This is a genomic window from Plantibacter sp. MDV22-iso1, assembly GCF_058408345.1.
This window is the reverse complement of sequence record NZ_JBZVDY010000003.1, coordinates 33,044-57,074: the sequence shown is the minus strand read 5'-3', so window position 1 is coordinate 57,074 and position 24,031 is coordinate 33,044. Positions and strand designations below refer to the sequence as shown.

22 protein-coding genes are annotated in these 24,031 nt (G+C 69.3%); 19 read left to right on the top strand and 3 right to left on the bottom strand.

The genetic code is table 11. From position 1 onward, the window contains the following. The first annotated feature begins 88 nt into the window (after positions 1-88). The 14 genes from AC4PMY_RS15145 to dapF all read left to right on the top strand — a co-directional run bounded on the left by AC4PMY_RS15145 (position 89) and on the right by dapF (position 14,268). Positions 89-1,081: a permuted SH3 domain-containing protein gene (locus tag AC4PMY_RS15145; RefSeq protein ID WP_064294448.1), complete on the top strand. Its 993-nt coding sequence runs from the start codon at positions 89-91 to the stop codon at positions 1,079-1,081. Continuing rightward, positions 1,078-1,782, top strand: coding sequence for an ABC transporter ATP-binding protein (locus tag AC4PMY_RS15140; RefSeq protein ID WP_064294447.1), 705 nt, complete (start codon positions 1,078-1,080; stop codon positions 1,780-1,782). The genes AC4PMY_RS15145 and AC4PMY_RS15140 overlap by 4 nt, the downstream gene beginning before the upstream one ends. After that, positions 1,775-3,013 carry an ABC transporter permease gene (locus tag AC4PMY_RS15135; protein WP_491623114.1) on the top strand — a complete coding sequence of 413 codons (1,239 nt, stop codon included), beginning with the start codon at positions 1,775-1,777 and terminating at the stop codon, positions 3,011-3,013. The genes AC4PMY_RS15140 and AC4PMY_RS15135 overlap by 8 nt, the downstream gene beginning before the upstream one ends. A 58-nt stretch (positions 3,014-3,071) precedes the next feature. After that, a complete protein-coding gene (locus tag AC4PMY_RS15130; protein ID WP_064294446.1) occupies positions 3,072-3,563 on the top strand; it encodes a GNAT family N-acetyltransferase in 492 nt (163 codons plus the stop codon). Positions 3,564-3,640: 77 nt separating this feature from the next. Further along, positions 3,641-6,535, top strand: coding sequence for an FtsK/SpoIIIE family DNA translocase (locus AC4PMY_RS15125; RefSeq protein ID WP_491623113.1), 2,895 nt, complete (start codon positions 3,641-3,643; stop codon positions 6,533-6,535). A 2-nt stretch (positions 6,536-6,537) separates the two neighbouring features. Further along, complete coding sequence (gene pgsA, locus AC4PMY_RS15120; RefSeq protein ID WP_071262308.1) at positions 6,538-7,146, top strand: CDP-diacylglycerol--glycerol-3-phosphate 3-phosphatidyltransferase; 609 nt, start codon at positions 6,538-6,540, stop codon at positions 7,144-7,146. Beyond that, the gene (locus tag AC4PMY_RS15115; protein WP_121291748.1) at positions 7,143-7,658 is read left to right on the top strand and encodes a CinA family protein; all 516 of its coding nucleotides are present in this window, start codon (positions 7,143-7,145) and stop codon (positions 7,656-7,658) included. The genes pgsA and AC4PMY_RS15115 overlap by 4 nt, the downstream gene beginning before the upstream one ends. Positions 7,659-7,877: 219 nt before the next feature. Further along, the gene (locus AC4PMY_RS15110; RefSeq protein WP_056012120.1) at positions 7,878-8,186 is read left to right on the top strand and encodes a helix-turn-helix domain-containing protein; all 309 of its coding nucleotides are present in this window, start codon (positions 7,878-7,880) and stop codon (positions 8,184-8,186) included. A 92-nt stretch (positions 8,187-8,278) separates the two neighbouring features. After that, positions 8,279-8,503: a DUF3046 domain-containing protein gene (locus AC4PMY_RS15105; RefSeq protein ID WP_064294442.1), complete on the top strand. Its 225-nt coding sequence runs from the start codon at positions 8,279-8,281 to the stop codon at positions 8,501-8,503. A gap of 281 nt (positions 8,504-8,784) precedes the next feature. Then, positions 8,785-9,927: a recombinase RecA gene (gene recA / locus AC4PMY_RS15100; protein WP_079002686.1), complete on the top strand. Its 1,143-nt coding sequence runs from the start codon at positions 8,785-8,787 to the stop codon at positions 9,925-9,927. Positions 9,928-9,953: 26 nt separating this feature from the next. Beyond that, a complete protein-coding gene (locus tag AC4PMY_RS15095; protein ID WP_491623112.1) occupies positions 9,954-10,829 on the top strand; it encodes a regulatory protein RecX in 876 nt (291 codons plus the stop codon). A gap of 35 nt (positions 10,830-10,864) precedes the next feature. Further along, positions 10,865-12,466: a tRNA (N6-isopentenyl adenosine(37)-C2)-methylthiotransferase MiaB gene (gene miaB / locus AC4PMY_RS15090; protein WP_491623111.1), complete on the top strand. Its 1,602-nt coding sequence runs from the start codon at positions 10,865-10,867 to the stop codon at positions 12,464-12,466. After that, complete coding sequence (gene miaA / locus AC4PMY_RS15085; protein WP_491623110.1) at positions 12,463-13,377, top strand: tRNA (adenosine(37)-N6)-dimethylallyltransferase MiaA; 915 nt, start codon at positions 12,463-12,465, stop codon at positions 13,375-13,377. The genes miaB and miaA overlap by 4 nt, the downstream gene beginning before the upstream one ends. Before the next feature lie 9 nt (positions 13,378-13,386). After that, positions 13,387-14,268: a diaminopimelate epimerase gene (dapF, locus tag AC4PMY_RS15080; protein WP_491623109.1), complete on the top strand. Its 882-nt coding sequence runs from the start codon at positions 13,387-13,389 to the stop codon at positions 14,266-14,268. Positions 14,269-14,273: 5 nt separating this feature from the next. Here dapF and AC4PMY_RS15075 read toward each other — a convergent pair whose 3' ends face one another. Further along, positions 14,274-14,897 carry a class I SAM-dependent methyltransferase gene (locus AC4PMY_RS15075; protein WP_491623108.1) on the bottom strand — a complete coding sequence of 208 codons (624 nt, stop codon included), beginning with the start codon at positions 14,895-14,897 and terminating at the stop codon, positions 14,274-14,276. 41 nt (positions 14,898-14,938) lie between these two features. Here AC4PMY_RS15075 and hflX point away from each other — a divergent pair, with 41 nt between their 5' ends. Beyond that, complete coding sequence (gene hflX / locus AC4PMY_RS15070) at positions 14,939-16,543, top strand: GTPase HflX (protein WP_228498742.1); 1,605 nt, start codon at positions 14,939-14,941, stop codon at positions 16,541-16,543. Between the two features lie 9 nt (positions 16,544-16,552). On the opposite strand, the gene AC4PMY_RS15065 is transcribed toward hflX, so the two are convergent. Further along, positions 16,553-17,467, bottom strand: coding sequence for a hypothetical protein (locus AC4PMY_RS15065; protein ID WP_491623107.1), 915 nt, complete (start codon positions 17,465-17,467; stop codon positions 16,553-16,555). A 236-nt stretch (positions 17,468-17,703) separates the two neighbouring features. Here AC4PMY_RS15065 and AC4PMY_RS15060 point away from each other — a divergent pair, with 236 nt between their 5' ends. Continuing rightward, complete coding sequence (locus tag AC4PMY_RS15060; RefSeq protein ID WP_491623106.1) at positions 17,704-18,702, top strand: methylenetetrahydrofolate reductase; 999 nt, start codon at positions 17,704-17,706, stop codon at positions 18,700-18,702. After that, positions 18,699-21,026: a 5-methyltetrahydropteroyltriglutamate--homocysteine S-methyltransferase gene (gene metE, locus AC4PMY_RS15055; RefSeq protein WP_491623105.1), complete on the top strand. Its 2,328-nt coding sequence runs from the start codon at positions 18,699-18,701 to the stop codon at positions 21,024-21,026. The genes AC4PMY_RS15060 and metE overlap by 4 nt, the downstream gene beginning before the upstream one ends. An 84-nt stretch (positions 21,027-21,110) precedes the next feature. On the opposite strand, the gene lexA is transcribed toward metE, so the two are convergent. Next, positions 21,111-21,809 carry a transcriptional repressor LexA gene (gene lexA / locus AC4PMY_RS15050; RefSeq protein WP_071262299.1) on the bottom strand — a complete coding sequence of 233 codons (699 nt, stop codon included), beginning with the start codon at positions 21,807-21,809 and terminating at the stop codon, positions 21,111-21,113. Between the two features lie 271 nt (positions 21,810-22,080). Here lexA and AC4PMY_RS15045 point away from each other — a divergent pair, with 271 nt between their 5' ends. Both AC4PMY_RS15045 and AC4PMY_RS15040 read left to right on the top strand, forming a co-directional pair. Continuing rightward, entirely contained in the window at positions 22,081-22,473 is a 393-nt protein-coding gene (locus tag AC4PMY_RS15045) for a LysM peptidoglycan-binding domain-containing protein (protein WP_079002676.1), read from the top strand. Positions 22,474-22,562: 89 nt separating this feature from the next. Next, positions 22,563-24,023, top strand: coding sequence for an amino acid permease (locus tag AC4PMY_RS15040; protein ID WP_491623104.1), 1,461 nt, complete (start codon positions 22,563-22,565; stop codon positions 24,021-24,023). Positions 24,024-24,031 lie beyond the last annotated feature (8 nt).

Here is a 24,031-nt window from a genome sequence, read left to right as displayed (position 1 = left end):
GGTGATGTCCGACCGCCTTCCGCGTTGCTACCTTGGAAGCTCCTATGGCCGCTCGTCACTCCGACTGCGGTGGATTCCGGAGGTCGGCGTGGGCGTTGTCCGCACCTGGGTGTTCCCCATTCTGAAACTGCTCGTCTTCACCGCGATCGCGGTGGCCCTCGTGAAGGTCGCGTTCTTCCCGGACGCACCGCAGGAGGAGGGGCCGACGCAGCCGACCGGGAGCCTCGTGGAACCACAGGTCCAGGCGGCGCTCGGCACCGTGGTCAACACCGTCTCGGTGGAGGGCCAGGTCGTCGCCGACCCGGCCAGCACGGCGAAGTCGACCGTCGCCGGCACCGTCGACGAGGTGTTCGCCGCCAAGGGGGCCGTCCTCGCGGAGGGTGATCCCATCCTCGACGTCAAGACCATCGACGAGGAGGGCAAGGAGCGGTACGTGCAGGTGACCGCGCCGGTCGCGGGCACTCTCGGCAACGTCAAGCTCATCCACGGGCAGTCGGTCCAGATCGGCGACGCGGTTGCGCAGGTGTCGCCGGCCACGTTCTCCATCACCGGGGCGTTGAGCGCCGACAAGCAGTACCGTCTGCTCACCATCCCCGGCGAGGCGACGGTCACCATCAACGGCGGCCCGGCCCCGTTCGTCTGTCCGGCCGTTCGCGTCACGACGCCGTCGAGCGGCGGCGACGAGGAGGAGCCGACGACGGGCGGTGGATCCGGGCAGACACCCGGTGGCAGCGGAACCTCCGTCACCTGCGCGGTGCCCGGTGATGTCCGGGTGTTCGCCGGACTCGCCGCGACGATCGAACTCGCGGGCGGTGTCGCCGAGAACGTCCTCGTGCTCCCGACGACCGCGGTCAAGGGTTCGGCAGGAACCGGGACCGTCTGGGTCGTCGGCGCCGACGGTGCCCAGGAGGAACGGTCGGTCACGCTGGGACTGAACGACGGGCAGCAGGTGCAGATCGTCGACGGCGTCGCCGAAGGTGACTCGGTGCTCCAGTTCGTCCCCGGAGCCGTCGCGCCCGCGCCCGAGGGATGCACGACGCTTCCGGACGGCAGCATGGCTTGCGACGGGTCGGTCGGGTGACGCTCCTCGAACTCCGCGGCGTCACCAGGGTCGTCCAGATCCCCGATGCGCCGCCGCTGACGATCCTCGACGGCGTCGACCTCGAGGTGCACGAGGGCGATCGCGTCTCCATCGTCGGCCGATCGGGTTCGGGCAAGTCGACGCTCCTGAACCTCCTCGGCCTGCTCGACAAGCCGACCTCCGGGTCGCTCGTCTTCGACGGTCGACCTGCGGAACGCCTCGGCTCCGGTGCGCGCGACCGACTGCGCGGCGCCCAGATCGGATTCGTCTTCCAACAGTTCAACCTCCTGCCCGGCCGGACCGCGCTCGAGAACGTGACGACGCCGCTCCTGTATGCCGGCGGACGCTCGTTCTGGCGCCGTCGGGAGATCGCCGCCGCGATGCTCGAACGCGTCGGACTCGGCGACCGCCTCGACGCGATGCCCACGAAACTGTCCGGCGGCGAACAGCAGCGCGTCGCCATCGCACGGTCACTGGTCCGTGGGCCACGGCTCATCCTCGCGGACGAGCCGACCGGCGCACTCGACGTCGAGACCGGCACCTCCGTCATGTCCCTGCTCGATGAGGTGGCGTCCTCCACGGGGGCCGCCCTCGTGACGATCACCCACGACCGGGCCATCGCCCGACTCGCGACGACCCACCACCGTCTCGATCACGGGGTGCTCACCCCCGATCACGAACTGGAGGCCACGGATGTCTAGGATCCTGACCTCGATCGTCGGAGCGGTCGTCGAGGCCGCCCAGGAGCTGCGGATCCATCGTGGCCGGGTCATCCTCTCGCTCATCGGCGTCGGTGTCGCGGTGTGCGCCCTCACGAGCATGGTCGGCATGTCGTCGCTCGCGGCGCAGGCCCAGACCGAGTCGCAGGAACGCTACGGCGGCCGACCCGCCACGCTCATGGCGTCGGTCTACGGCACGGGAGCGGAGCAGCCCGACCCGGAGCTGTACATCACGGCGGTGCACGACCTCGCCGAGCGGTACGGCATCGGGTACGTCTCGCAATCCGGTAGCACACAGTTGAACGTGCAGTTCGCCGACGGGACCGTGCCGGTACCCGCGACCGTCGTCGACGTCCCCTACGGCGAGATGCACCGCATCAGACTCGACAAGGGCACCTGGTTCCAGGAGGACGACGGCGACCGCCTCGCACCCGCGATCGTCGTGAACCCGGCGTTCTGGCAGCGCCTCGGGTCGCCGCCCATCGAGACGCACCCGACGGTCACCGTCCACGGTGAACATCCGGTCACGGCCGTGGTCGTCGGGGTGTACGCGAGCAACGAGTGGGACACCGAACCGCAGCTGTCGATCCTGCCCGCGGGGACGGCGCTCATCGGTCCGGCGGCCGGCGCCGAGGAGGGCATGGGCCAGCCCGGTCAGCTGCCGCAGTTCGAGTTCTGGGTCCCGAACGCGGACGCCGAGGCCTTCATCCAGCGGATCCAGTCCGACCTGCGTGCCGAACTCGGCGACGCGTACGGCGTCGAGGTGTTCCGCAACGACTTCGGCCAGACGGGAGAGGACCCGCTCCTGTCGTTGAAGCTCGTGGTCGGTGCCGTCGCCGGACTCATCCTCCTGCTCGGAGCCCTCGGGCTGATCAACCTCTCGCTCGTCACCGTCCGCCAGCGCATCCGCGAGATCGGGATCCGACGCAGTTTCGGGGCGACCGCGCCGCGCGTGTTCTTCGCCGTGATGATGGAGAGTGTCGTCGCCACCTTCGTCGCCGGGGTGATCGGTGTCATGCTCGCCGTCGCCGTCGTGAAGAGTCCGATCGTCGAGCAGTTCATCGGTCAAGGGCTCGTGACGGACTTCCCGCCGTTCCCCATCGAGGCGGCGGTCCTCGGGCTGGTCAGCGCGACGGCCGTCGGCGCGATCGCCGGGCTCCTCCCGGCGCTCGTCGCCGTCCGCGTGAAGGTGATCGACGCCATCCGGTACTGAGCGCCGGCGACCCCTCACGCGTCATCTGCTCGAAACACCGTTGGCGTACCATCCGTCCATGGCGGTCTACTCGATCCGCGAAGCCGCGGTGGCTGATGTGCGCGTCCTCACCGACATGATGGTCGAGGCGGCCAACTGGAACGCCGTCGCGCCCCGTCCCCGGTCCGCCGTCCTCGCCGATGCGCAGCACACCCGGTACGTGCACGGGTGGCGTCGCCCCGGCGACGCCGGGGTCGTCGCCGTCGGGCAGGACGGTGCGCCGGTCGGGGCGTGCTGGTATCGACTCTTCCCGTCCGACGCACCCGGGTTCGGGTACGTGGCGGGCGGCGTCCCCGAACTCATCCTGGGGGTGAGTCCGATCCACCGCGCACAGGGCGTCGGACGGCAGTTGCTCCGCGCGACCGTGCAGCTCGCCAGAGCGGCCGGGTACCAGCGCATCAGCCTGAGCGTGGAGCGGGCGAACCACGCCGTCTCGCTGTACCGCACCGAGGGGTTCGCGACCGTGGACCGGCGGGGGAGCCGCGACACGATGGTCCTGAATCTGCGCTGACCGCCCGGCGGATCGCGGATCGTGGACACCCCGCCAGCTTGCCGGGCTGCGTCGGTGGCGACGAGTACCGTGAACGCATGGCCGCACGTTCCAACTCGACCAGCCGTTCGCGCAGCGCTTCCTCGCCGAGCGGCGCTTCGTCGCGCACCACGAGCACGAAGACGAACACCAAAGCCGGCCCCAAGGCGGGCGCGTCGACGACGAAGCAGCAGAAGACCGTCGCCTATCCGGCCGCCGAGGAGCAGCGCAGTGTGCTGACCTCGATGTGGCTCGGTCTCGCGCACGGCGTCGGTGGAGCGGTCCGCGCCCTCGGTCCCGAGCGCATCGCCAAGGAGGACCGTCGCGACGGCTTCCCCTTCCTGCTCTTCCTGCTCGCCGTCGTCGGTGCCGTCGTCGAGTGGTTCGGCGCGGCCGACCCGGTCGCCCAGACCTTCGACGCCTGGTCGTTCGGAGGCCTCTTCGGCCGACTCGCCTTCGTGCTCCCGGTCATCATGATCGTCTTCGCGGTCTGGCTGTTCCGGCACCCGGCCTCGGTCGACGACAACGGCCGCATCAGCATCGGCCTCGGTCTGCTCCTGATCAGCATCTCGGCGCTCTGCCACATCCACGGTGGCCAGCCGAACCCGAGTCAAGGCCTGCCCGCGTTGGCGCAGGCCGGCGGTCTCCTCGGGTGGATCCTCGGCGCTCCGCTCGCCGCGATCATCACCCCGATCGGCGCGACCGTCCTCATCTCGCTCCTGATCCTCCTCAGTCTCTTCATCGTGACGAAGACGCCCCCGAACCGCGTCGGTGCCCGCGTGCGGCAGTTCTCCACCTGGATGTTCGGCGAGCAGCCGGAGGCACCTGAGGGAGAGCCCGCAGAGCCGAAGCGTGCGCGGACGAAGCGACTCGACGACCTCGACGAGGAACCCGACGAGCCGGCGGCCCTGCCGTGGTGGCGTCGCAACACGAGCCGCCGCGAGGACGACCCGACGTTCGAGGACCCGCTCATGGGCGACAACATGACCGAGCTCCTCGGTCTCGAGAAGCCGTCCGGCGGATTCGACTCGCCGCTCGAACCGGTGGCCGCGCCTGCCGCGTCGCCGAAAGCCGCGCCGGTGCACGACGCCTTCGGCTCCGAGCTCCTCGGCGACCTCGAAGCGGCGGAGAGCGCCGTCAAGCGGTTCAACACGGGCGAGATCAAGCCGCAGACGGGTCTGCACGACGACAGCATCCCCGGCGCGACGGAGGTCATCGAAGACCTCGACCCCGCGCTCCTCGGTGCACCCGACCAGATCGACTTCTCGGCGCGCCCGATGGCGCAGCAGGGCCAGGACGACACGCCCTACCGTCTCCCGTCCGCAGGGACGCTGGCTGCGGGGGAGCCCGCGAAGACCCACAGCGCGGCCAACGACGAAGCGGTCGCCGCGATCACGAGCGTCCTCGACCAGTTCGGCGTCGACGCGAAGGTCACCGGCTTCTCCCGCGGCCCGACCGTGACGCAGTACGAGATCGAGCTCGGCCCGGGCGTCAAGGTCGAGCGCGTGACGGCGCTCAGCAAGAACCTCTCCTACGCCGTGGCGTCCAACGAGGTCCGCATCCTCTCGCCCATCCCGGGGAAGAGCGCCATCGGTATCGAGATCCCGAACACCGACCGCGAGATCGTCACCCTCGGCGACATCCTGCGGTCGACGGCGGCCACGAACAGCAACCACCCGATGACGATCGGCGTCGGCAAGGACGTCGGCGGCGGCTACGTCGTCGCGAACCTCGCGAAGATGCCGCACCTCCTGGTCGCCGGGTCGACCGGCTCCGGCAAGTCGGTCTTCGTCAACTCGATGATCACCTCGTTGCTCATGCGCGCCAAGCCGAGTGAGGTGCGCATGGTCCTCATCGACCCCAAGCGCGTCGAGCTCGCGCCGTACGCGGGCGTCCCTCACCTCATCACGCCCATCATCACGAACCCGAAGAAGGCGGCGGAAGCGCTGCAGTGGGTCGTGAAGGAGATGGACATGCGGTACGACGACCTCGCGAGCTTCGGCTACCGGCACATCGACGACTTCAACAAGGCCGTCGTGGCAGGCGAGATCGTCCTCCCCGCGGGAAGCGAACGCGTGCTGAAGCCCTACCCGTACCTGCTGGTCGTCGTCGACGAGCTCGCCGACCTGATGATGGTCGCGCCCCGCGACGTCGAGGACTCGATCGTCCGCATCACGCAGCTGGCCCGTGCGTCCGGTATCCACCTCGTCCTCGCGACGCAGCGTCCGTCGGTCGACGTCGTCACCGGCCTCATCAAGGCGAACGTCCCCTCCCGCCTCGCCTTCGCCGTCACGAGCGTCACCGACTCGCGGGTCATCCTCGACCAGCCGGGCGCCGACAAGCTCATCGGCCAGGGTGACGCCCTGTTCCTGCCGATGGGCGCGAACAAGTCCATCCGCGTGCAGGGTGCCTGGGTCGGCGAGAACGAGATCCAGCGGGTCGTCGAGCATGTCACCAACCAGGCGCGGCCGGAGTACCGAAAGGACGTCCAGGCCGTCGCGGAGCGCAAGGAGATCGACGCGGACATCGGCGACGACCTCGAACTGCTGCTCGCAGCAGCGGAGCTCGTGGTGTCGACGCAGTTCGGATCGACCTCGATGCTGCAGCGGAAGCTCCGGGTCGGTTTCGCGAAGGCCGGCCGGCTCATGGACCTCATGGAGTCCCGCGAGATCGTCGGCCCCTCCGAGGGTTCTAAGGCCCGAGACGTCCTCGTCACCGCCGAGCAGCTGCCGGGGGTCCTGGCCCGTCTGCGCGGCGAGGACGACGGCTCGGGCGCTCCGGCCCCCGCGGCGGCGGCATCGACAGCAGCTGCGGCCGCTCCGGTCGTCGGCGCTGTCGGCGGCGTCGAGCCCGACCCCTACGGCGCGGACCCGGTCGAGGCCCAGTTCCAGGACTATCCTGAGGTCGAGGGCGGTTCTGACGAAGACGCCTGGAGTCTCACCGGTCGGGAGTAGACATGACGGCATCGAACGCGTCGGCTGCTGAGCCGCGCATCTCGAACTGGAACCTCCCGAACGCGATCACCGTGGCGAGGATCGTGCTCGCGCCCGTGTTCATGTGGATGCTACTGGCGGACGACGGTTCCGACGGCGCACTGCGGTGGTGGGCGGCACTGCTCTTCGTCGTCGCGATCGCGAGCGACGGCATCGACGGACACATCGCCCGCAGTCGCAACCTCGTGACGGACCTCGGCAAGATCCTCGATCCGATCGCCGACAAGGTGCTGACGGGTGGAGCGCTCGTCGCGTTGTCGATCCTCGGCGAACTGCCGTGGTGGGTCACGATCGTCGTGCTCGTGCGCGAGATCGGCATCACCGTCCACCGCTTCATCGTGATCTCCGACCATGTCGTCGCCGCCGCGTGGATGGGGAAGCTCAAGACCCTGGCGCAGGCCGTCGCGATCTCGCTCGCCCTCGCGCCGTTCTGGGTGCTCCTCGGTGACTGGGTGCTCTGGGTGAACGCGGTGTTCATGACCATCGCCGTGCTCCTGACCATCGCGAGCGGCATCGACTACGTCGTCACCGCCGTCCGCGGGTCGCGCGCCGACCGGCAGGTCGAGCGATGACGTCCGATGCCGTCGAGTCGGCCGACGCCGGTGCAGCCTCGGCGGTCCACGCCCTCATCGACGCCCGGTTGACGATCGGTGTCGCGGAGTCCCTGACCGGCGGGCTGCTGGCCGCGGCGCTCATCAGCGTCCCCGGCGCGTCCGCGACGGTCCGAGGCGGTGTGGTCGCTTACGACACCCGCCTGAAGCACTCGTTGCTCGGAGTCGACGCCGGCCTCCTCGCGCTCCACGGTGCCGTGCACCCGGAGGTGGCCCTGCAGATGGCCGATGGCGCGCGCCGTGCCCTGGCGATCGACGGGCTTCCAGCCGACGTCGGTATCGCGACGACCGGCGTCGCCGGACCGGACCCGCAGGACGGCCAGGCCGTCGGGACGGTCTTCGTGGGCATCGTGACGCGAGCGGGTGGACGGGTGGTGCCGCTCACCCTCGACGGAGGCCGTCAGGAGATCCGACACCGGACCGTCGAGCTCGCGTTGGAGGCGCTCGTTCGCGAACTCGGCGCACTCGAGTGAACGCCGACTCGGTTCGGCGGAATACCGTCCGTTTCCATCGCGTTACAGATGACGTATTCACAAGAAAAGCCCAGTGATCCTGGTTACTGTTCGGCATACGGTGGTTGTAATGTTGGCCATCCACGAACGAGACGGCGATCAGCTGGGACGACGTGAATCCGCGTTGCAGAAGCAGAGCGCTGTACGACACGAGGTCGTAGAGCACAGAGGGAGGGTCACGTGGTTCTAGTCCGTCAAGAGATCGGCGACGTGCTGAGGGACTTCCGGTTGCAGAAGGGTCGCACGCTGCGCCAGGTGGCGAGTAAGGCGAGCGTCGCACTCGGATACCTGAGCGAGGTCGAACGAGGCCAGAAGGAGGCATCGAGCGAGATCCTCGCCTCGGTGGCCGACGCCCTCGACACCCCCATCTCCGTCATCATGCGAGAGGTCGGCGACCGCCTCGCGGTCATCGAGGGTCTCTCCCCGAACATCCCGGACACCGTTCCGGACGAACTGGTCAACGAGCTGGACGAACTCGTCTCCCGCTGATCGAGCGAGCACGGCAGCAGAACGCCCCGGGATCCCTCTCCCGGGGCGTTTCCGCGTCCGGACGGACGACGGAGGAAGGGACAGGAGCAGGAATGAAGCTGAGTGAGTTCAGGACGGCCGTCGCCGACGAGTTCGGTGTGGCGTACGGAGCGGTGCTCACCGGTGACCTCGGACTCACCGAGTTCGGCTCGAAGACCGCCGAGGAGGCGTTGCGCGCGGGTGTCCCGCCCCGCGACGTCTGGATCGCGCTGTGTACCGCGACCGACGTGCCGGACGAGCGACGCCACGGTGTCGGACGGCTGCAGCCGGGCGCGTGACGCGTCCCGCCTCACGGGCGAAGCGGTCTTCGACACGCCGCCAGATCGGTATCGAACATCCGTTCTAGTGGTGCTAGTGTCCTCCACAGGATCATTCGTGAGTGCGTTCTGCACGGATCGGGTCGTCCACCGGCGCATGTCGGTGGTGGCGCGTACCGTCGGAGACACCAGGAACGACCGACGCCTTGTCGCCCTCGGGCCCCGATCTTCAGCAGAAGCGGGTCCCGGAACACGCGGCGACAGCCTATAGGCACCCGACACCGAGCAGAGAGAAGCACACCATGCCAAGTCCAGCTGAACGCGAGAAGTCCCTCGAAACCGCACTCGCCCAGATCGACCGTCAGTTCGGCAAGGGCTCGGTGATGCGCCTCGGCAGTGACGAGCGTGCACCGGTCGAGGTCGTCTCCACCGGCTCGATCGCCCTCGACGTCGCGCTCGGCATCGGAGGGCTCCCGCGAGGCCGCATCGTCGAGATCTACGGGCCTGAGTCCTCGGGTAAGACGACGCTCACGCTGCACGCCATCGCGAACGCCCAGCGTGCCGGCGGCATCGCCGCCTTCATCGACGCCGAGCACGCGCTCGACCCCGAGTACGCCAAGAAGCTCGGCGTCGACATCGACTCGCTGCTCGTCTCCCAGCCCGACACGGGTGAGCAGGCGCTCGAGATCGCCGACATGCTCGTGCGCTCGGGTTCCATCGACCTCATCGTGATCGACTCCGTCGCCGCGCTCGTACCCCGCGCCGAGATCGAGGGCGACATGGGTGACTCGCACGTCGGTCTGCAGGCCCGCCTCATGTCGCAGGCACTGCGCAAGCTGACCGGTGGCCTGAACCAGACGAACACGACGATGATCTTCATCAACCAGCTGCGCGAGAAGATCGGTGTGATGTTCGGCAGCCCCGAGACGACCGCCGGTGGTAAGGCCCTGAAGTTCTACGCCTCGGTCCGCCTCGACATCCGTCGCATCGAGACGCTGAAGGACGGCACGGAGGCCGTGGGTAACCGTACGCGCGTGAAGGTCGTCAAGAACAAGATGGCTCCGCCCTTCCGGCAGGCCGAGTTCGACATCCTGTACGGCGTGGGCATCTCGCGCGAGGGGTCGTTGATCGACTTCGGTGTCGAGCACGCCATCGTCAAGAAGGCCGGCGCCTGGTACACCTACGAGGGCGATCAGCTCGGTCAGGGCAAGGAGAACGCCCGGAACTTCCTGCTGAAGAACCCGGACATCGCCGCTGAGATCGAGCGCCGGATCCTCGGCAAGCTCGGTGTCGGCGCCGAGGGTGCCGCCACCAAGAAGGCTGCGGATGCCGCCGCAGCCGAGGTCGCTGCTGCCGAGGCCGCCGCGCTCGAGGCGGCGACCGGTGGAGCCCCGCAGCTCGCAGCCGCCGGCGCATCGAAGTCCGCCGCGAAGCGCAGCGCGTAGCGCGCGCCCCGAACAGCGAGGTCACCATGGTCGTCTCCTTCCCTCCCGCCGGTCCGGCCGACGAGTCGTCGGAGCGCTTGGCCCCCGTGACCTCGCTGTTCGGCGGTCGGCGTCAGGCGCCCGATGCAACGGCAGAACCCGACGGCTGGTTCGTCGGGCAGACCGACGAGGCTCCGCTCGTGGCCGCGCCCGTCGCGCGTCCCGTCGCTCCGTTGCGACGGACGTCCACCGAGCGCGTCGAGAGGGAGACCACCCCGCCGGGCGACATGTCGAGCGATGCCCCGGCGGCGACCAGCCCGACGACACCACCCGAGCCCGACCCGCGGACGCTCGCCTGGACCTCGGTCGTCGAGGCGCCGGACGACGCAGACGACCGCGCCGAAGCCGATGAGGTCGAGGCTCCGGTCGATCCGGAGGTTCGGCTGGCCGAACTCGACCTGCTCGCGGTGCGACGACTCGCCCGCCGCGGGTGTTCCGAGTGGGAGATCGCGGAGCTCCTCCGCGGCCACGACGCCGCACCCGACGAGGTCGAGCACGTCCTCGCCGAGCTCCGCCGACGCGGCTATCTCGACGATGCCGAACTCGCACGCCAACTCGTCGAGAGCCTGCACACCCGCAAGGGGCAGTCCCGTGCGGTGATCGGCCGCGAACTCTCCTCGCGACGCATCGACGCCTCGATCGTCTCCGAGGCCCTCGAGGCCATCGACGACGACGACGAGCTCCGACGAGCGCTGGTGGTCGCCGAGAAGCGTGCCGGTCAACTGCGCTCCCTCGATCAGGCGACGGCCGAGCGACGTCTGTCGGCCTATCTCGCGAGACGCGGATACGGCTCGGCGATCATCCGTGAGGCGTGCTCGCGTGCCCTGTCGGGGTCGAAGCGTTCCGGCGTGAGTTTCCGCTGACCGGAGGCGTCTCGGGCCGCGCGTAGACTGCCGGTATGAGCAGCATCGTCGAGACGCCCACGGTCATCAGCGCCTCACCCGCCGCGATCGACGAGTCAGGTCGGCAGCGGAGTTATGAGGTCCGCACCTACGGGTGCCAGATGAACGTGCACGACTCAGAGCGGCTCAGCGGGTCGCTCGAGGCCGCCGGTTACGTCAAGGCGGACGGCGAGCAGGCCGACATCGTGGTCATCAACACCTGCGCGGTCCGCGAGAACGCCGACAACAAGCTGTACGGCAACCTCGGCCACCTGGCATCGATCAAGAAGCAGCGCAGCGGGATGCAGATCGCCGTCGGCGGTTGTCTGGCGCAGAAGGACAAGGAGGTCATCCTCCAGAAGGCCCCGTGGGTGGACGTCGTCTTCGGGACGCACAACATGGGCTCACTGCCGTCGTTGCTGGAGCGGGCCCGGCACAACGACGAGGCCCAGTTGGAGATCCTGGAGGCGCTCGACACCTTCCCCTCCACCCTCCCGACCAAACGCGATTCCAGCTACAGCGGTTGGGTCTCGATCTCCGTCGGGTGCAACAACACGTGCACCTTCTGCATCGTGCCGTCGCTCCGTGGCAAGGAGAAGGACCGTCGCCCGGGCGAGATCCTCGGTGAGCTGCGCGCGCTCGTCGAGGACGGCGCTATCGAGGTGACGCTGCTCGGGCAGAACGTGAACTCCTACGGCGTCGAGTTCGGGGATCGTCAGGCGTTCGGCAAGCTCCTGCGGGCGGCGGGCACGATCGAGGGCTTGGAACGCGTCCGGTTCACCAGCCCGCACCCTGCTGCCTTCACCGACGACGTCATCGACGCGATGGCCGAGACGCCGAATGTGATGCCGCAACTGCACATGCCGCTGCAATCGGGTTCCGACCGCATCCTCAAGGCGATGCGTCGCTCGTACCGGTCCGAGCGCTTCCTCGGGATCCTCGACCGGGTCCGTGCGCGGATTCCCCACGCGGCCATCTCGACCGACATCATCGTCGGGTTCCCCGGCGAGACGGAGGAGGACTTCCAGGAGACCCTCCGCGTGGTCGAGGCCGCACGGTTCGCCAGCGCCTTCACCTTCCAGTACTCGATCCGAGCGGGCACGCCGGCGGCCACGATGCCCGATCAGATTCCGAAGGCCGTCGTGCAGGAGCGGTACGCGCGCCTCATCGCATTGCAGGACCGCATCAGTCTCGAGGAGAACCAGCGTCAGGTGGGCCGGCAGGTCGAGTTGCTCGTCGCGGTCGGGGAGGGGCGCAAGAACGACGCCACGCATCGACTGAGCGGGCGGGCCGAGGACTCGCGTCTTGTCCACTTCGAGGTGCCGGCGGGCTCCGAGGTGCCGCGACCGGGTGACGTCGTGACCGTGACGATCACCGAGGCCGCGTCGTTCCACCTCATCGCCGACACACCCGGCGGTGAACCCCTGCGGGTCCGTCGGACGCGTGCCGGAGACGCCTGGGATCGAGCTCAGGCCGATTCCTGCGGTGTGCCGACGACGGCCGCCGCGGCGGAGCCAGGCCGCGTCTCGCTCGGCTTGCCTGGCCTGCGCATCGGGGCACCGACCGTCGGCGTGACCACCTCTCCCATCTACGACCCGAGCGACGGCGAACGCCGGTGACCGGCTTCCTCGCGGTCGTCGGAGCGACCGGGACGGGGAAGTCCGCACTGTCGCTCGAGCTGGCGACCGCTCTCCGCGAGGCGGGCCGTCCAGCCGAGATCGTCAACGCCGACGCCATGCAGTTCTATCGCGGCATGGACGTCGGGACCGCGAAGCTGCCCATGGAGGAGCGGCGCGGGATCCCGCACCACCTCTTCGACGTCCTGGACGTCACGGAGGAGGCGTCCGTCGCCTGGTACCAGCCGACGGCTCGTGCGGTGATCGACGAGCTCACCGCGCGTGGGGTGACGCCGATCCTCGTCGGCGGTTCCGGGCTGTACGTCTCGAGCGTCATCCATGACTTCCGCTTCCCGCCGAGAGACCGCGCCCTGCGCGAGCGCCTGGAACGGGAACTCGAGGAGGAAGGGCTCCCGTCGCTCATCGAGCGGCTCCGCCTGGCCGATCCCGCGACCGCCGAGCGCATCGATGCGGCGAACGCCCGCCGGGTCGTGCGCGCACTCGAAGTCCACGAGTTGGCCGAGCGCGGCCACGGTGCAGCGCTTCCGGAACGCCCCGTCCCCTGGCGGCCGGTCGAAGTCATCGGGGTCACGACGCCGCGAGAGGTCCTCGTCGAGCGCCTCGACCGGCGCGTCGAGATGATGTGGGACGCAGGACTCGTCGCGGAGACTGCCGAGCTGCTCGAGCACGGCCTCGAGCAGGGTGTCACCGCCGGCCGTGCGATCGGGTACGCCCAAGCGGTGGCGCAACTGCGGTCGGAGCTCACCGAAGCGGAGGCGATCGCCGAGACCCAGCGTCTGACGAGGCGGTACGCGCGCCGTCAGGTCAGCTGGTTCAAGCGCTATCCGGCGATCACCTGGGTGGAGGGCGGCAGCGCCGAGGCGAGTGAGCTGGCCCGCCGGGTGCGCCCGTAGACTGGTCGGATGGCGTCGACACTCTCCTTCACGAAGGGCCACGGCACGGGCAACGACTTCGTGCTCTTCTCCGATCCTGACGGCAAGGAGGCCCTCGATCCGAGCCAGATCGCGGCGCTCTGCGACCGGCATTTCGGGATCGGGGCCGACGGCGTCATCCGCGCCGTCCGGTCCGCGCACCTCGAAGCCGGGGCTGCCGTGCTCGCTGAAGACCCTGCCGCGGAGTGGTTCATGGACTACCACAACGCCGACGGTTCGGTCGCGGAGATGTGCGGCAACGGCATCCGGGTGTTCCTCCACTACCTGCTCGAGAGCGGGCTCGTGGAGCTGGCCCCCGGTGAACAGCTCGCCATCGGAACCCGCGCCGGCGTCCGGATGGTCGGCTCCGACCCGCTCGGCTACGTCGTCGACCTCGGCCGATGGAGCCTCGACGAGCGGGAGACGCTCGTCCGGGTGAAGGGGCTGCCCGTGGCCCGCCCGGGGATCGGGATCGACGTCGGCAACCCGCACATCGTCGTTGCGGTCGCCGACGCCGCCGAACTCGACGGAGCGGAACTGGACTACGTCCCACAGCTCGACCCCGTACCGCCGCATGGTGCCAACGTCGAGTTGGTCGTCCCGGGTGAGCCGCTCATCGCCGACGGTGTGGCCCGGATCCGCATGCGCGTCCACGAGCGCGGGAGCGGCGAGACCCTGAGCTGTGGCACCGGGACGGCTGCCGCGGCGCTCGCGTTCCGCCACTGGGCGGGCGCGGCGGCTCCGAACGACTGGCGCGTCGAGGTGCCCGGCGGGGTGCTCGGGGTGCGCATGGTTCCCGGCGCAGACGGCGAGCACGTGGTGCTGGCCGGTCCGGCGACGCTCGTCTACTCCGGGACGATCACCCTGGCCTGAGCCGGTCAGGCCGAACGGATCTCCCGGCGCCGGGCGTGCAGGACGCGGAAGCCCTTGGCCATGGCCGCACGTCCGACGTGGAACGACGTCGGCAGCTGCTCCTGCAACCACTTCTGCAGCGAGTCCGAGCCGAGGTTCTTCTGTACGACGAGCCAGGCGTCACCCTCGTCCTCGAGCCGCGGCAACCAGTGCATCAGCATGCGGTGCAGTTCGTCCTTGCCGACGCGGATCGGCGGATTCGACCAGATGGTCGCGAAGCGGACCGTGTCGGGGACGTGGTCGGGGAGGACAGCACGGATGTTGACGAGTCCGAGGCGTTCCGCGTTGATCCGGGTCAGGTCGAGCGCGCGTTCGTTGACGTCGACCGCCCAGACGGTCGCGTCCGGCGACGCGAGCCCGAGCGACAGGGCGATCGGGCCCCAGCCGCAGCCGATGTCGAGGAGGTCGCCCGTCGGCGGGGGAGGAGGGGTGTTCGCGAGCAGCACCTGGGTGCCCTGATCGAGGTGACCCGGACTGAAGACGCCGCCCGCTGAGACGAGCGAACGGTCGACGCCGCCGAGGCGTGCGGTGATCGGTTTGAGCTGCAACTCGCTCGCGGGTTCGGCGGTGAAGTAGTGCTCGTTCGACATACAGGAACGGTACCGGACCAGGAGGAAGTAGGGTTAACGCGATGCCTAGACCACCGATGGACGCACCCCAGGACCACGCAGACGACACCGATGTCGATGTCGAGGCGGTGGTGGACGACGCCTCGGTCACCGATCCCGACGACGTCGTCGCACGCGTGCTCACGAGCGCCGCGTCCCGATCGAGCGGGTACACCCTGTTCGGCAGCGGTGCAGCGGCCCTGCAGACGGGCGATGCCTCAGGAGGCAGCTCCGACGACGGCGAGCAGTACGACCGCGAGGACCGACAAGCCCTCCGTCGCGTCGCCGGGCTCTCGACCGAACTCGAGGACGTCACCGAGGTCGAGTACCGGCAGCTCCGGCTCGAGAACGTCGTCATCATCGGCGTCTACCCGCAGGGTGCGCTCCACGACGCGGAGAACTCCCTGCGCGAACTCGCAGCGCTCGCGGAGACCGCCGGCGCCGTCGTCCTCGACGGGCTCCTGCAGCGCAAACCGCACCCCGACCCGAGCACCTATCTCGGTCGAGGCAAGGCCCAGGAACTGAAGTCCATCGTCCAGGCGCTCGGCGCCGACACGGTGATCGCCGACACGGAACTCGCACCCAGCCAGCGTCGCGCGCTCGAGGACGCGGTCGGCGTGAAGGTGATCGACCGCACGGCGGTCATCCTCGACATCTTCAGCCAGCACGCGAAGAGCCGAGAGGGCAAGGCACAGGTCGAGCTCGCCCAACTCGAGTACCTCCTGCCCCGCCTCCGCGGCTGGGGTGAGTCCATGAGCCGTCAGGCCGGTGGTCAGGTCGGTGGTGCCGGGGCCGGCATGGGGTCGAGGGGCCCCGGTGAGACGAAGATCGAACTCGACCGACGCCGCATCCACACCCGGATGGCGAAACTGCGTAAGTCGATCACGGCGATGAAGCCGGCGCGCGAGGCCAAGCGGGCGAACCGTCGCCGCAACACGGTGCCGTCGGTCGCGATCGCGGGGTACACGAACGCCGGCAAGTCGAGCCTGCTGAACCGCATCACGAAGGCCGGCGTCCTGGTCGAGAACTCGCTCTTCGCGACGCTCGACGCGACGGTCCGCCGCAACGTGACCTCCGACGGACGCGAGTACACCCTGGCCGACACGGTCGGTTTCGTGCGCAACCTGCCGCACCAGCTGGTCGAGGCCTTCCGCTCGACGCTCGAGGAGGTCGCCGACAGCGACGTCATCGTGCACGTCGTCGACGCCGCGCACCCCGACCCGGCCGGCCAGATCGCCACCGTGCGAGATGTCATCGGTGAGGTCGGAGCTCGGCACATCCCCGAGCTGGTCGTGTTCAACAAGGCCGACCTCGTGGACGACGGCCAGCTGCTCGTGCTCCGCGGTCTCGTCCCGGACGCCGTCTTCGTATCGGCCCGCACCGGTCTCGGGATCGATGAGCTCATGGAGCGCATCGAGACGCTGATCCCGTCGCCGAGCAACGAGGTCCACGTCATCGTGCCCTTCGACCGCGGAGACCTGGTCACGCTGCTGCACGAACGCGGCAAGGTGCTGTCGACGGACTACGACGAGCGTGGCACGATCGTGCACGCCCTGGTCGGTGCCGAGCTCGCCGCCGCCCTCGCGCCGTTCGCCGAGGTCGTCCCGGCACCCGCCGTGGCCGGCTGACCCGACTCCTCACGCGCAGCGCGCGCGGACGGCATCCTTGAGCGCCTCCGCCGTGTCGGCGTCGAGCGGCAGGGTCATGAGGGCCTCCGGGCCGTCGTCGATCCGCACGACGAGTGGGAACAGGGTCCCCACTTTGTCCTCCGCCAGGGCATGCGGGTCGCACCGCGTCGGCACGATCCGCAGTTCGAAGGACTGCGGGCCGTCGGCGGCGTTGACGGTCAGGCTGAGCGGCCAGTCCTGGGGTGGGTCACCGCCGCCGTCCGTCGGCGCCGGTCGCAGCAGGACGGTCGAGCGCAGCGCGACGAGCTCCAGCCGACCCGGGGCGCCGGTCGGCACGGCAGTGATCGTCAGGACGGCGACCGTCGTGGCTCCGGCACCCTCGAGGCGGATCCCGGGAGCTGCTGCCACCTCGGCGATGCGCTGCACGGCCGCCACCGTGCACGTCGAGGCACGGATACGCTGCAGCGCGTTCGTCGGATCGGGGAGGTCGGCGGCGGACAGGATCGAGTCGTCGTCGAGTCGGAGCAGGAGATCGACCTGCACGTCCCCGTCGCGTGCGTCGCAGTCGATCGGTGGCAGCTCGACGGCGAGGTCCGTGGTCTGTCCAGCGCGGACCGTCGAGGATCGGTCCCGGACGGTCGGCGCGGTGAACGCCGACCCCGCCAGCTCGAGTCCGACGATCGTGATGTCGTGGTCGCCGCCGTTACCGACCCGGACGATCGCGCCGTCGCTCGCGTACTGGTCCCGGTTCTGACGGAATTCGACCACGATGTCCTCGGCTGAGGCTGCGCGTGTCGCCCGCGGCACGGGCGAACCGGCGGTCGTGCACCCGGACAGGGCGATCACCACCGCCACGCAGGACGCGATGACGCGCGAACCGGGTACTCGGCGCTCGGCGCCCCGGTGCCTGGTGCCCATGGTCATGGCATCAGCGTAGGACCGGAGCGCCGCCGAGGGAATGTGTCGCAGGATGACGCTGTCGGGCGGATGTCCGTCGCGCGGATCGTCGGGCGTTGCTATCGTCGTGCGCATCGTACCCGCCCTCACCGGCGGATTCGGAGCGACAGCCGAGCCCGGCACCCGCCCACGACACACCAGCGGAACCGCTGCGTGCTGCGTGGTCGCCGGCTCTCGATCCGCTGCCACCGAGACGAGACCTCATGACCACGACGGAGCCGGCCTGTCCCAGGCGCACCCCCTTCTCGTTCGAGCTGTACCCGCCGAAGACGCTCGACGGCGGCGTCGCGCTCGCACGGACGGTCGAGCACCTGGCCGCCGCCGGTCCGGAGTTCATCTCGGTCACCTTCGGCGCCGGTGGTTCCTCGCGAACGGCGAGCCTGGACGTGCTGCGGAGCATCCGGACGTCGACCTCGGTGGACCCGATGGCCCATCTCACCTGCGTCGGTTCGACGCACGCGCAGGCCAGCCGACTCATCAAGGACTTCCTCGATGCCGGGGTGCACAGTTTCCTCGCGCTCCGCGGCGACCCGCCCGCCGGAGCCGTCGAGGGGGACGCCTTCCTCGGTGATCTGGGGAGTGCCGCAGAACTCGTGCAGCTCATCGGCCGGGTCAGTGCCGAGCACGAGCCGTACGCCGAGGGGTCGCTGGCCGGACTCCCGGGCGCGGTGCAGCTCGGTCGACGCCGTCGGCCTCGGATCGCGGTCGCCGCGTTCCCCAACGGTCACCCGCGCTCCCGGTCGACGACGCAGGACCTCGACACCCTGTTGGCCAAGCAGGCGGCGGGGGCGACGCTCGCCATCACCCAGCTCTTCTTCCATGCCGACGACTACCTCGCCTTCGCCGAACGTGCGAGACGTCACGGCGTCACCATGCCCATCCTGCCGGGCGTGATGCCCATCACGAGTCCGGCGCGGCTGCGTCGGGTGCTCGAGCTCAGCGGCGAGGCGCTCCCGAGCGACCTGGCCATCGCACTCGAGGTCGAGCCGGACGAAGCGGGACGGATCGACATCGGCACGGAGTATTCCGCCCGACTCATCCGCGACGTCGTCGCGGGCGGTGCGCCGGGCGTCCACCTCTACGCCTTCAACCAGGATCGGACGGTGCTCGACGTGTTGCACCGTGCCGGCATCCCCATGCAAGGCGACCGACCGGTCCGCCATCCCATCCCCGATCCACTCACCAGCAAGGACGCACGATGATCCCCACCTCCGCATTCCCCGTCGGCACCATCCTCGGCTACCCGCGCATCGGGCCGAACCGGGAGTTGAAGCGCGCCGTCGAGTCCTTCTGGGCCGGCCGGATCGACGCCGACGCGCTCGAGCGGACGGCGTTCGAGCTGCGCGCCGCCACGCGTGCCCGCCTCGCGGGGCTCGGCCTCGATCCGACGAACGCCGCGATCCCCGAGAGCTTCTCGTTCTACGACCAGGTCCTGGACGCCGCGCTCACCGTCGGCGCCGTCCCGGACCGCTTCTCGACGCTCGTCGGGGCCGACGGTCGGGTCGACCTCGCCGGGGCGTTCACGATCGCTCGTGGCGCCGGCGACCTCGCCCCGCTCGAGATGACGAAGTGGTTCGACTCGAACTACCACTACCTCGTCCCGGAGATCGGTGAGTCGACGCCGTTCGCGCTCTCCGACGACCGGGTGGTCGAGCAGTTCCGCGAGGGCCTCGCCGAGGGGTACGTGACGCGGCCGGTGATCGTGGGCCCGGTGACGTTCCTGCTGCTGTCCAAGGCGGCCGAGGGGGCCTCAGCGGGATTCGCCCCGATCGATCGACTGGAGGCGTTGCTGCCCGTCTACGCGGAACTCCTCCAGCGCCTCGCCGCTGCCGGCGCGCCCTGGGTGCAGCTGGACGAACCCGCACTGGTGTCGGAGACGTTCGACGTGCCGAGGTCGACGGTCCTCGCGGCGCTCGAACGATCGATGGCCGTCCTGTCCGCCGTGTCGGACCGACCGGCGATCTTCGTCGCGGCTCCCTACGGCGCCTTGGGCGACGCCCTCCCGGTGCTGGCCGCCTCGGGCGTCGAGGCTGTCGGTGTCGACCTCGTCCGAGGCGGCCTGCCGGAGTCGTCGGCCGGACTCGCGTCGAAGACCGTCGTCGCTGGGGTGATCGACGGCCACAACGTGTGGCGTGGCGACCTGGCGGCCGCGGCCGATCTCCTGGCGCGCGCGGCGGAGCGCTTCCCGCAGCTCGCGGTGTCCACCTCGACGTCCCTCCTGCACGTCCCGCACGACGTGTCGGTGGAAACGAAGCTCGACCCCCGTCTCCGGAGCTGGCTCGCCTTCGCCGACCAGAAGGTGGATCAGATCGCGGTCCTCGCACGCGGCCTCACCCGGGGGCGTGCGTCCGTCGCGGCCGAGCTCACCGCAGCGTCGGCCGCGCTCGACGATCGGCTGGCCGCGCCCGGCGTCGTCGATGCCGCCATCCGCGCACGGACGGCAGCGCTCGCACCAGCCGACTTCACCCGAGGCGACTACCAGGAGCGCGCCGCGGCGCAGGAGCAGGCGCTCGGCCTGCCGTTCCTCCCGACGACGACGATCGGTTCCTTCCCGCAGACCGGCGACATCCGTCGCGCCCGCGCGCAGCGGGTCGCCGGGACGCTCGACGAGGAGGCCTACGTCGAGACGATGTGCGCGGAGATCGGGCGCGTCGTGGCGCTGCAGGAGGACCTCGGCATCGACGTCGTCGTCCACGGTGAGCCCGAGCGCAACGACATGGTCCAGTACTTCGCCGAGCACCTCGACGGGTTCGCCGTGACGGAGCACGGGTGGGTGCAGTCCTACGGTTCGCGATGCACCCGTCCATCGATCCTGTGGGGTGACGTCTCGCGGCCGGCGCCGATCACGGTCGAGTGGTCGGCCTACACACAGTCGTTGACCACCAAGCCGGTGAAGGGCATGCTCACGGGCCCGGTGACGATCCTCGCCTGGTCGTTCGTGCGCGACGACCAACCGCTCGCCGAGACGGCGAACCAGGTCGCCCTCGCCCTGCGTGACGAGATCGCCGACCTGGAGCGGGCCGGCATCCGCATCATCCAGGTCGACGAACCCGCACTCCGCGAACTGCTCCCGCTCCGGCGGGCCGACCAGGGGAGGTACCTCGACTGGTCGGTGGGCTCCTTCCGGCTGGCGACCGCGGGCGTGCGCGCCGAGACGCAGATCCACACCCACCTCTGCTACTCCGAGTTCGGTGTGGTGATCGACGCGATCCGACGACTGGACGCCGACGTGACGAGCATCGAGGCGGCACGGTCTCGGATGGAGGTCGTGTCCGACATCCGGGCGAGTGGTTTCGACCACGGCATCGGCCCGGGCGTCTACGACATCCACTCGCCTCGGGTGCCGAGCGTCGCGGAGGTGACCGCGTTGCTCGAGATCGCGCTGGAGGGGATCCCGCAGCGACAGGTCTGGGTGAACCCGGACTGCGGACTCAAGACGCGAGGGTACGAGGAGACGGTCGCCTCCCTCGCCAACATCGTCGAGGCCACGCGTGCGGTCCGAGCACGGGTCGGTGCGACCGACTGACGTCGAGGGGCCTGCACGGACGAGGGCCGGGACGATCCACGGATCGTCCCGGCCCTGGTCGGTGTCGCGGAGTGGTCCGGTCGGTCAGACCGTCCGGAGCACGGCGACGACCTTGCCGAGGACCTCGGCGTGGTCGCCGAGGATCGGTTCGAAGGCCGAGTTCCGGGGGAGCAGCCAGGTGTGACCGTCGCGCTGGCGGAACACCTTCACGGTAGCCTCCTCGTCGAGCATCGCCGCGACGATCTCGCCGTTCTCGGCGGTCTTCTGCTCGCGGATGACGACCCAGTCGCCGTCGCAGATCGCGGCGTCGACCATCGAGTCGCCGACGACCTTCAGCATGAACAGACTGCCCTTGCCGACCAGCTGGCGGGGCAGGGGGAAGATCTCCTCGACCTGCTGCTCGGCCGTGATCGGGATGCCGGCGGCGATGCGACCGACGAGCGGGACCATGGCGGCGTCGCCGACCGGGGGAGCGGAGTCGGGATCGCTGCCCTCGACGGCGCTCGGCAGGTCGATGAGCACCTCGATGGCGCGGGGACGGTTGGGATCGCGTCGGAGGTATCCGCTGAGTTCGAGCTGTCCGAGTTGGTGCGTGACACTCGACAGGGAGGCGAGCCCGACGGCGTCGCCGATCTCGCGCATGCTCGGCGGATATCCGCGCTGTGAGACCGAACGCTGGATGACGTCGAGGATCGCCAGCTGCTTGTCGCTCAGGCTCTTCCGTCGCCGGGTGCCGCCGATCTGGCGCTCCCGGGCTCCGTCGCCCGCCGTGTTCGCTGCCATCTTCGCTCCTGCCCTGATCGGCTGTCGGTGACCGATGTCGGTGGGTGGTGGTGTACTGCTTCCAACACTCGAAACTGTATCCGCACCAGCTCGTCCAGACAAACATCTGTTCGAGCGTGTCGCCGATCCCGCGCGTCGCAGGTACGAAGACAGGGTTGAGTATTCGAACAATCGAAGATATATTCGGAACACAGGTTCGTATCCGGCACTCCTGGCCGAGTGTCGGGTACGAGTCCTCATCACATGATGAGCACACTCTTGGAGGGTTGACATGAGCGCAGCACTGATCGGGTCCCACCGGGCGCTTCCCGCACGGACGGCGCAGGTACCGACGTCAGACGCACCGTCCACACGCCGACTCCGCCTGACGAAGCGCGGTCGCGTCGTCTTCACCACGCTCGCCGCCATCCCGCTGGTCATCGGCGTCGCGGTCGTCGGACTCTCCGCAGGCGGTGCCGCGGCCAACACGGCGGCGGCGGGTGCCACGTTCACGTACATCACGGTCGACCCGGGCGAGTCGCTCTGGCAGCTGGCCGAGTCCATCGCACCCGACGCCGACCCGCGCGACGTCATCGCCGAGATCATGAACCTCAACCAGCTCAGCACCGCCGGTGTCGAGCCGGGGCAGCGCCTGGCGATCCCGCAGCGGTACGCGGCCGAGTAGGCCGACAATCGGCGGGTCACCCCGCGCTGGTTCTCAGCTATCGTCGATGACGCGGTGCAACGACGCCCGCAGCATCGTCGGAGGCAAGCATGAGTACAGACGATCGGAGCCGCTCGCTGCTCCGGAAGAAGCCGATCGCGGAGATCGAGGATGAGACCTCCGGCTCGAAGCTGTTCAAGAGTCTCGGTCTCTGGCAACTCACGGCCATCGGGGTCGGTGGCATCATCGGGGTGGGGATCTTCTCCCTCGCCGGACTCGTCGCTCATGGGAGCGAGACCTCGCCCGCTGTCGGGCCGGCGGTCCTCTTCTCCTTCCTGATCGCCGGTCTCGCCTCCGCGGCCGCGGCGTTGTCGTACGCGGAGTTCGCCGGAATGATCCCGAGAGCGGGGTCCGCCTACACCTACGGGTATGTGGCGCTCGGCGAGATCATCGGCTGGTTCATCGGCTGGGACCTGTTGCTCGAGTACATCGCGATCGTCGCGGTGGTCGCGATCGGGATCTCCGGCTACTTCGACGCCTTCCTGTCCGGCATCGGCATCCACATGCCGGACTGGATGACCTCGACCGCCGACGAGGGGAAGGGCGGCCTCGTCAATCTCCCAGCCATCTTCGTCTGTCTCCTCGTGACCTTCATCCTGAGCCGCGGGACGAAGGCCTTCGGTCGATTCGAGCTCGTCGCGGTCGGGATCAAGGTCCTGCTCATCCTGTTCATCATCGGCCTCGGTGTCTTCTACATCGACGGAGAGAACTACGATCCGTTCCTCCCCAGCGGTTTCGGGCCGGTGTTCGCCGGTGCCGCGACGGTCTTCTTCGCGGTCTTCGGATACGACGCGATGAGTACGGCTGCCGAGGAGGCGAAGGACGGCAAGAAGCACATGCCGAAGGCGATCATCCTCTCCCTCATCATCGCGATGCTCCTGTACGTCGCGGCTACCCTCGTCCTGACCGGCATGCAGAACTACACCGACATCGACCCCACGGCCGGGTTCGCATCGGCGTTCCAGAGCGTCGGTCTGCCCGTGGTCGCGACGATCATCTCCGTCTTCGCCGTCCTGTCGATCCTCACCGTGATGCTGACGTTCCTGTTGGGCGTCACCCGCGTGTGGTTCTCGATGAGTCGCGACGGTCTCCTGCCGCGATGGTTCTCGCGCACGGACCGGCGAGGCGTGCCGCAGCGGGTGACCTGGATCGCCGGCGGCGCGGCAGCCGTCTTCGCCGGTGTGTTCCCGATCAAGCAGGTCGCCGACCTCACGAACATCGGCATCCTGGCCGCCTTCATCGTGGTCTGCGTGTCGGTGATCGTGTTCCGGTACACGAAGCCGGATGAGCCCCGCTCCTTCCGGTTGCCGTTGATGCCGTTCGTCCCGGCGTTCGGCGTCCTGGCGTCCGGCTTCCTGATCCTGCAGCTGCACTGGGAGACCTGGCTACGGTTCGGGGTCTGGCTCGTGATCGGTCTCATCGTCTACTTCGCCTACGGGCGACGCCACTCGCTGTTGAACCCGGCGAGCCCCCGCCACGAGGTCCTTCGTCGGGAGCGCCAGGCGGAGTGAGCGCGCCG

Coding starts and splice junctions, on each gene's coding strand:
- AC4PMY_RS15135 (WP_491623114.1), top strand. CDS start 1,775: ATGTCTAGGATCCTGACCTCGATCGTCGGAGCGGTCGTCGAGGCCGCC.
- AC4PMY_RS15130 (WP_064294446.1), top strand. CDS start 3,072: ATGGCGGTCTACTCGATCCGCGAAGCCGCGGTGGCTGATGTGCGCGTC.
- AC4PMY_RS15125 (WP_491623113.1), top strand. CDS start 3,641: ATGGCCGCACGTTCCAACTCGACCAGCCGTTCGCGCAGCGCTTCCTCG.
- pgsA (WP_071262308.1), top strand. CDS start 6,538: ATGACGGCATCGAACGCGTCGGCTGCTGAGCCGCGCATCTCGAACTGG.
- AC4PMY_RS15115 (WP_121291748.1), top strand. CDS start 7,143: ATGACGTCCGATGCCGTCGAGTCGGCCGACGCCGGTGCAGCCTCGGCG.
- AC4PMY_RS15105 (WP_064294442.1), top strand. CDS start 8,279: ATGAAGCTGAGTGAGTTCAGGACGGCCGTCGCCGACGAGTTCGGTGTG.
- recA (WP_079002686.1), top strand. CDS start 8,785: ATGCCAAGTCCAGCTGAACGCGAGAAGTCCCTCGAAACCGCACTCGCC.
- AC4PMY_RS15095 (WP_491623112.1), top strand. CDS start 9,954: ATGGTCGTCTCCTTCCCTCCCGCCGGTCCGGCCGACGAGTCGTCGGAG.
- miaB (WP_491623111.1), top strand. CDS start 10,865: ATGAGCAGCATCGTCGAGACGCCCACGGTCATCAGCGCCTCACCCGCC.
- dapF (WP_491623109.1), top strand. CDS start 13,387: ATGGCGTCGACACTCTCCTTCACGAAGGGCCACGGCACGGGCAACGAC.
- AC4PMY_RS15075 (WP_491623108.1), bottom strand. CDS start 14,897: ATGTCGAACGAGCACTACTTCACCGCCGAACCCGCGAGCGAGTTGCAG.
- hflX (WP_228498742.1), top strand. CDS start 14,939: ATGCCTAGACCACCGATGGACGCACCCCAGGACCACGCAGACGACACC.
- AC4PMY_RS15065 (WP_491623107.1), bottom strand. CDS start 17,467: ATGACCATGGGCACCAGGCACCGGGGCGCCGAGCGCCGAGTACCCGGT.
- AC4PMY_RS15060 (WP_491623106.1), top strand. CDS start 17,704: ATGACCACGACGGAGCCGGCCTGTCCCAGGCGCACCCCCTTCTCGTTC.
- metE (WP_491623105.1), top strand. CDS start 18,699: ATGATCCCCACCTCCGCATTCCCCGTCGGCACCATCCTCGGCTACCCG.
- lexA (WP_071262299.1), bottom strand. CDS start 21,809: ATGGCAGCGAACACGGCGGGCGACGGAGCCCGGGAGCGCCAGATCGGC.
- AC4PMY_RS15045 (WP_079002676.1), top strand. CDS start 22,081: ATGAGCGCAGCACTGATCGGGTCCCACCGGGCGCTTCCCGCACGGACG.
- AC4PMY_RS15040 (WP_491623104.1), top strand. CDS start 22,563: ATGAGTACAGACGATCGGAGCCGCTCGCTGCTCCGGAAGAAGCCGATC.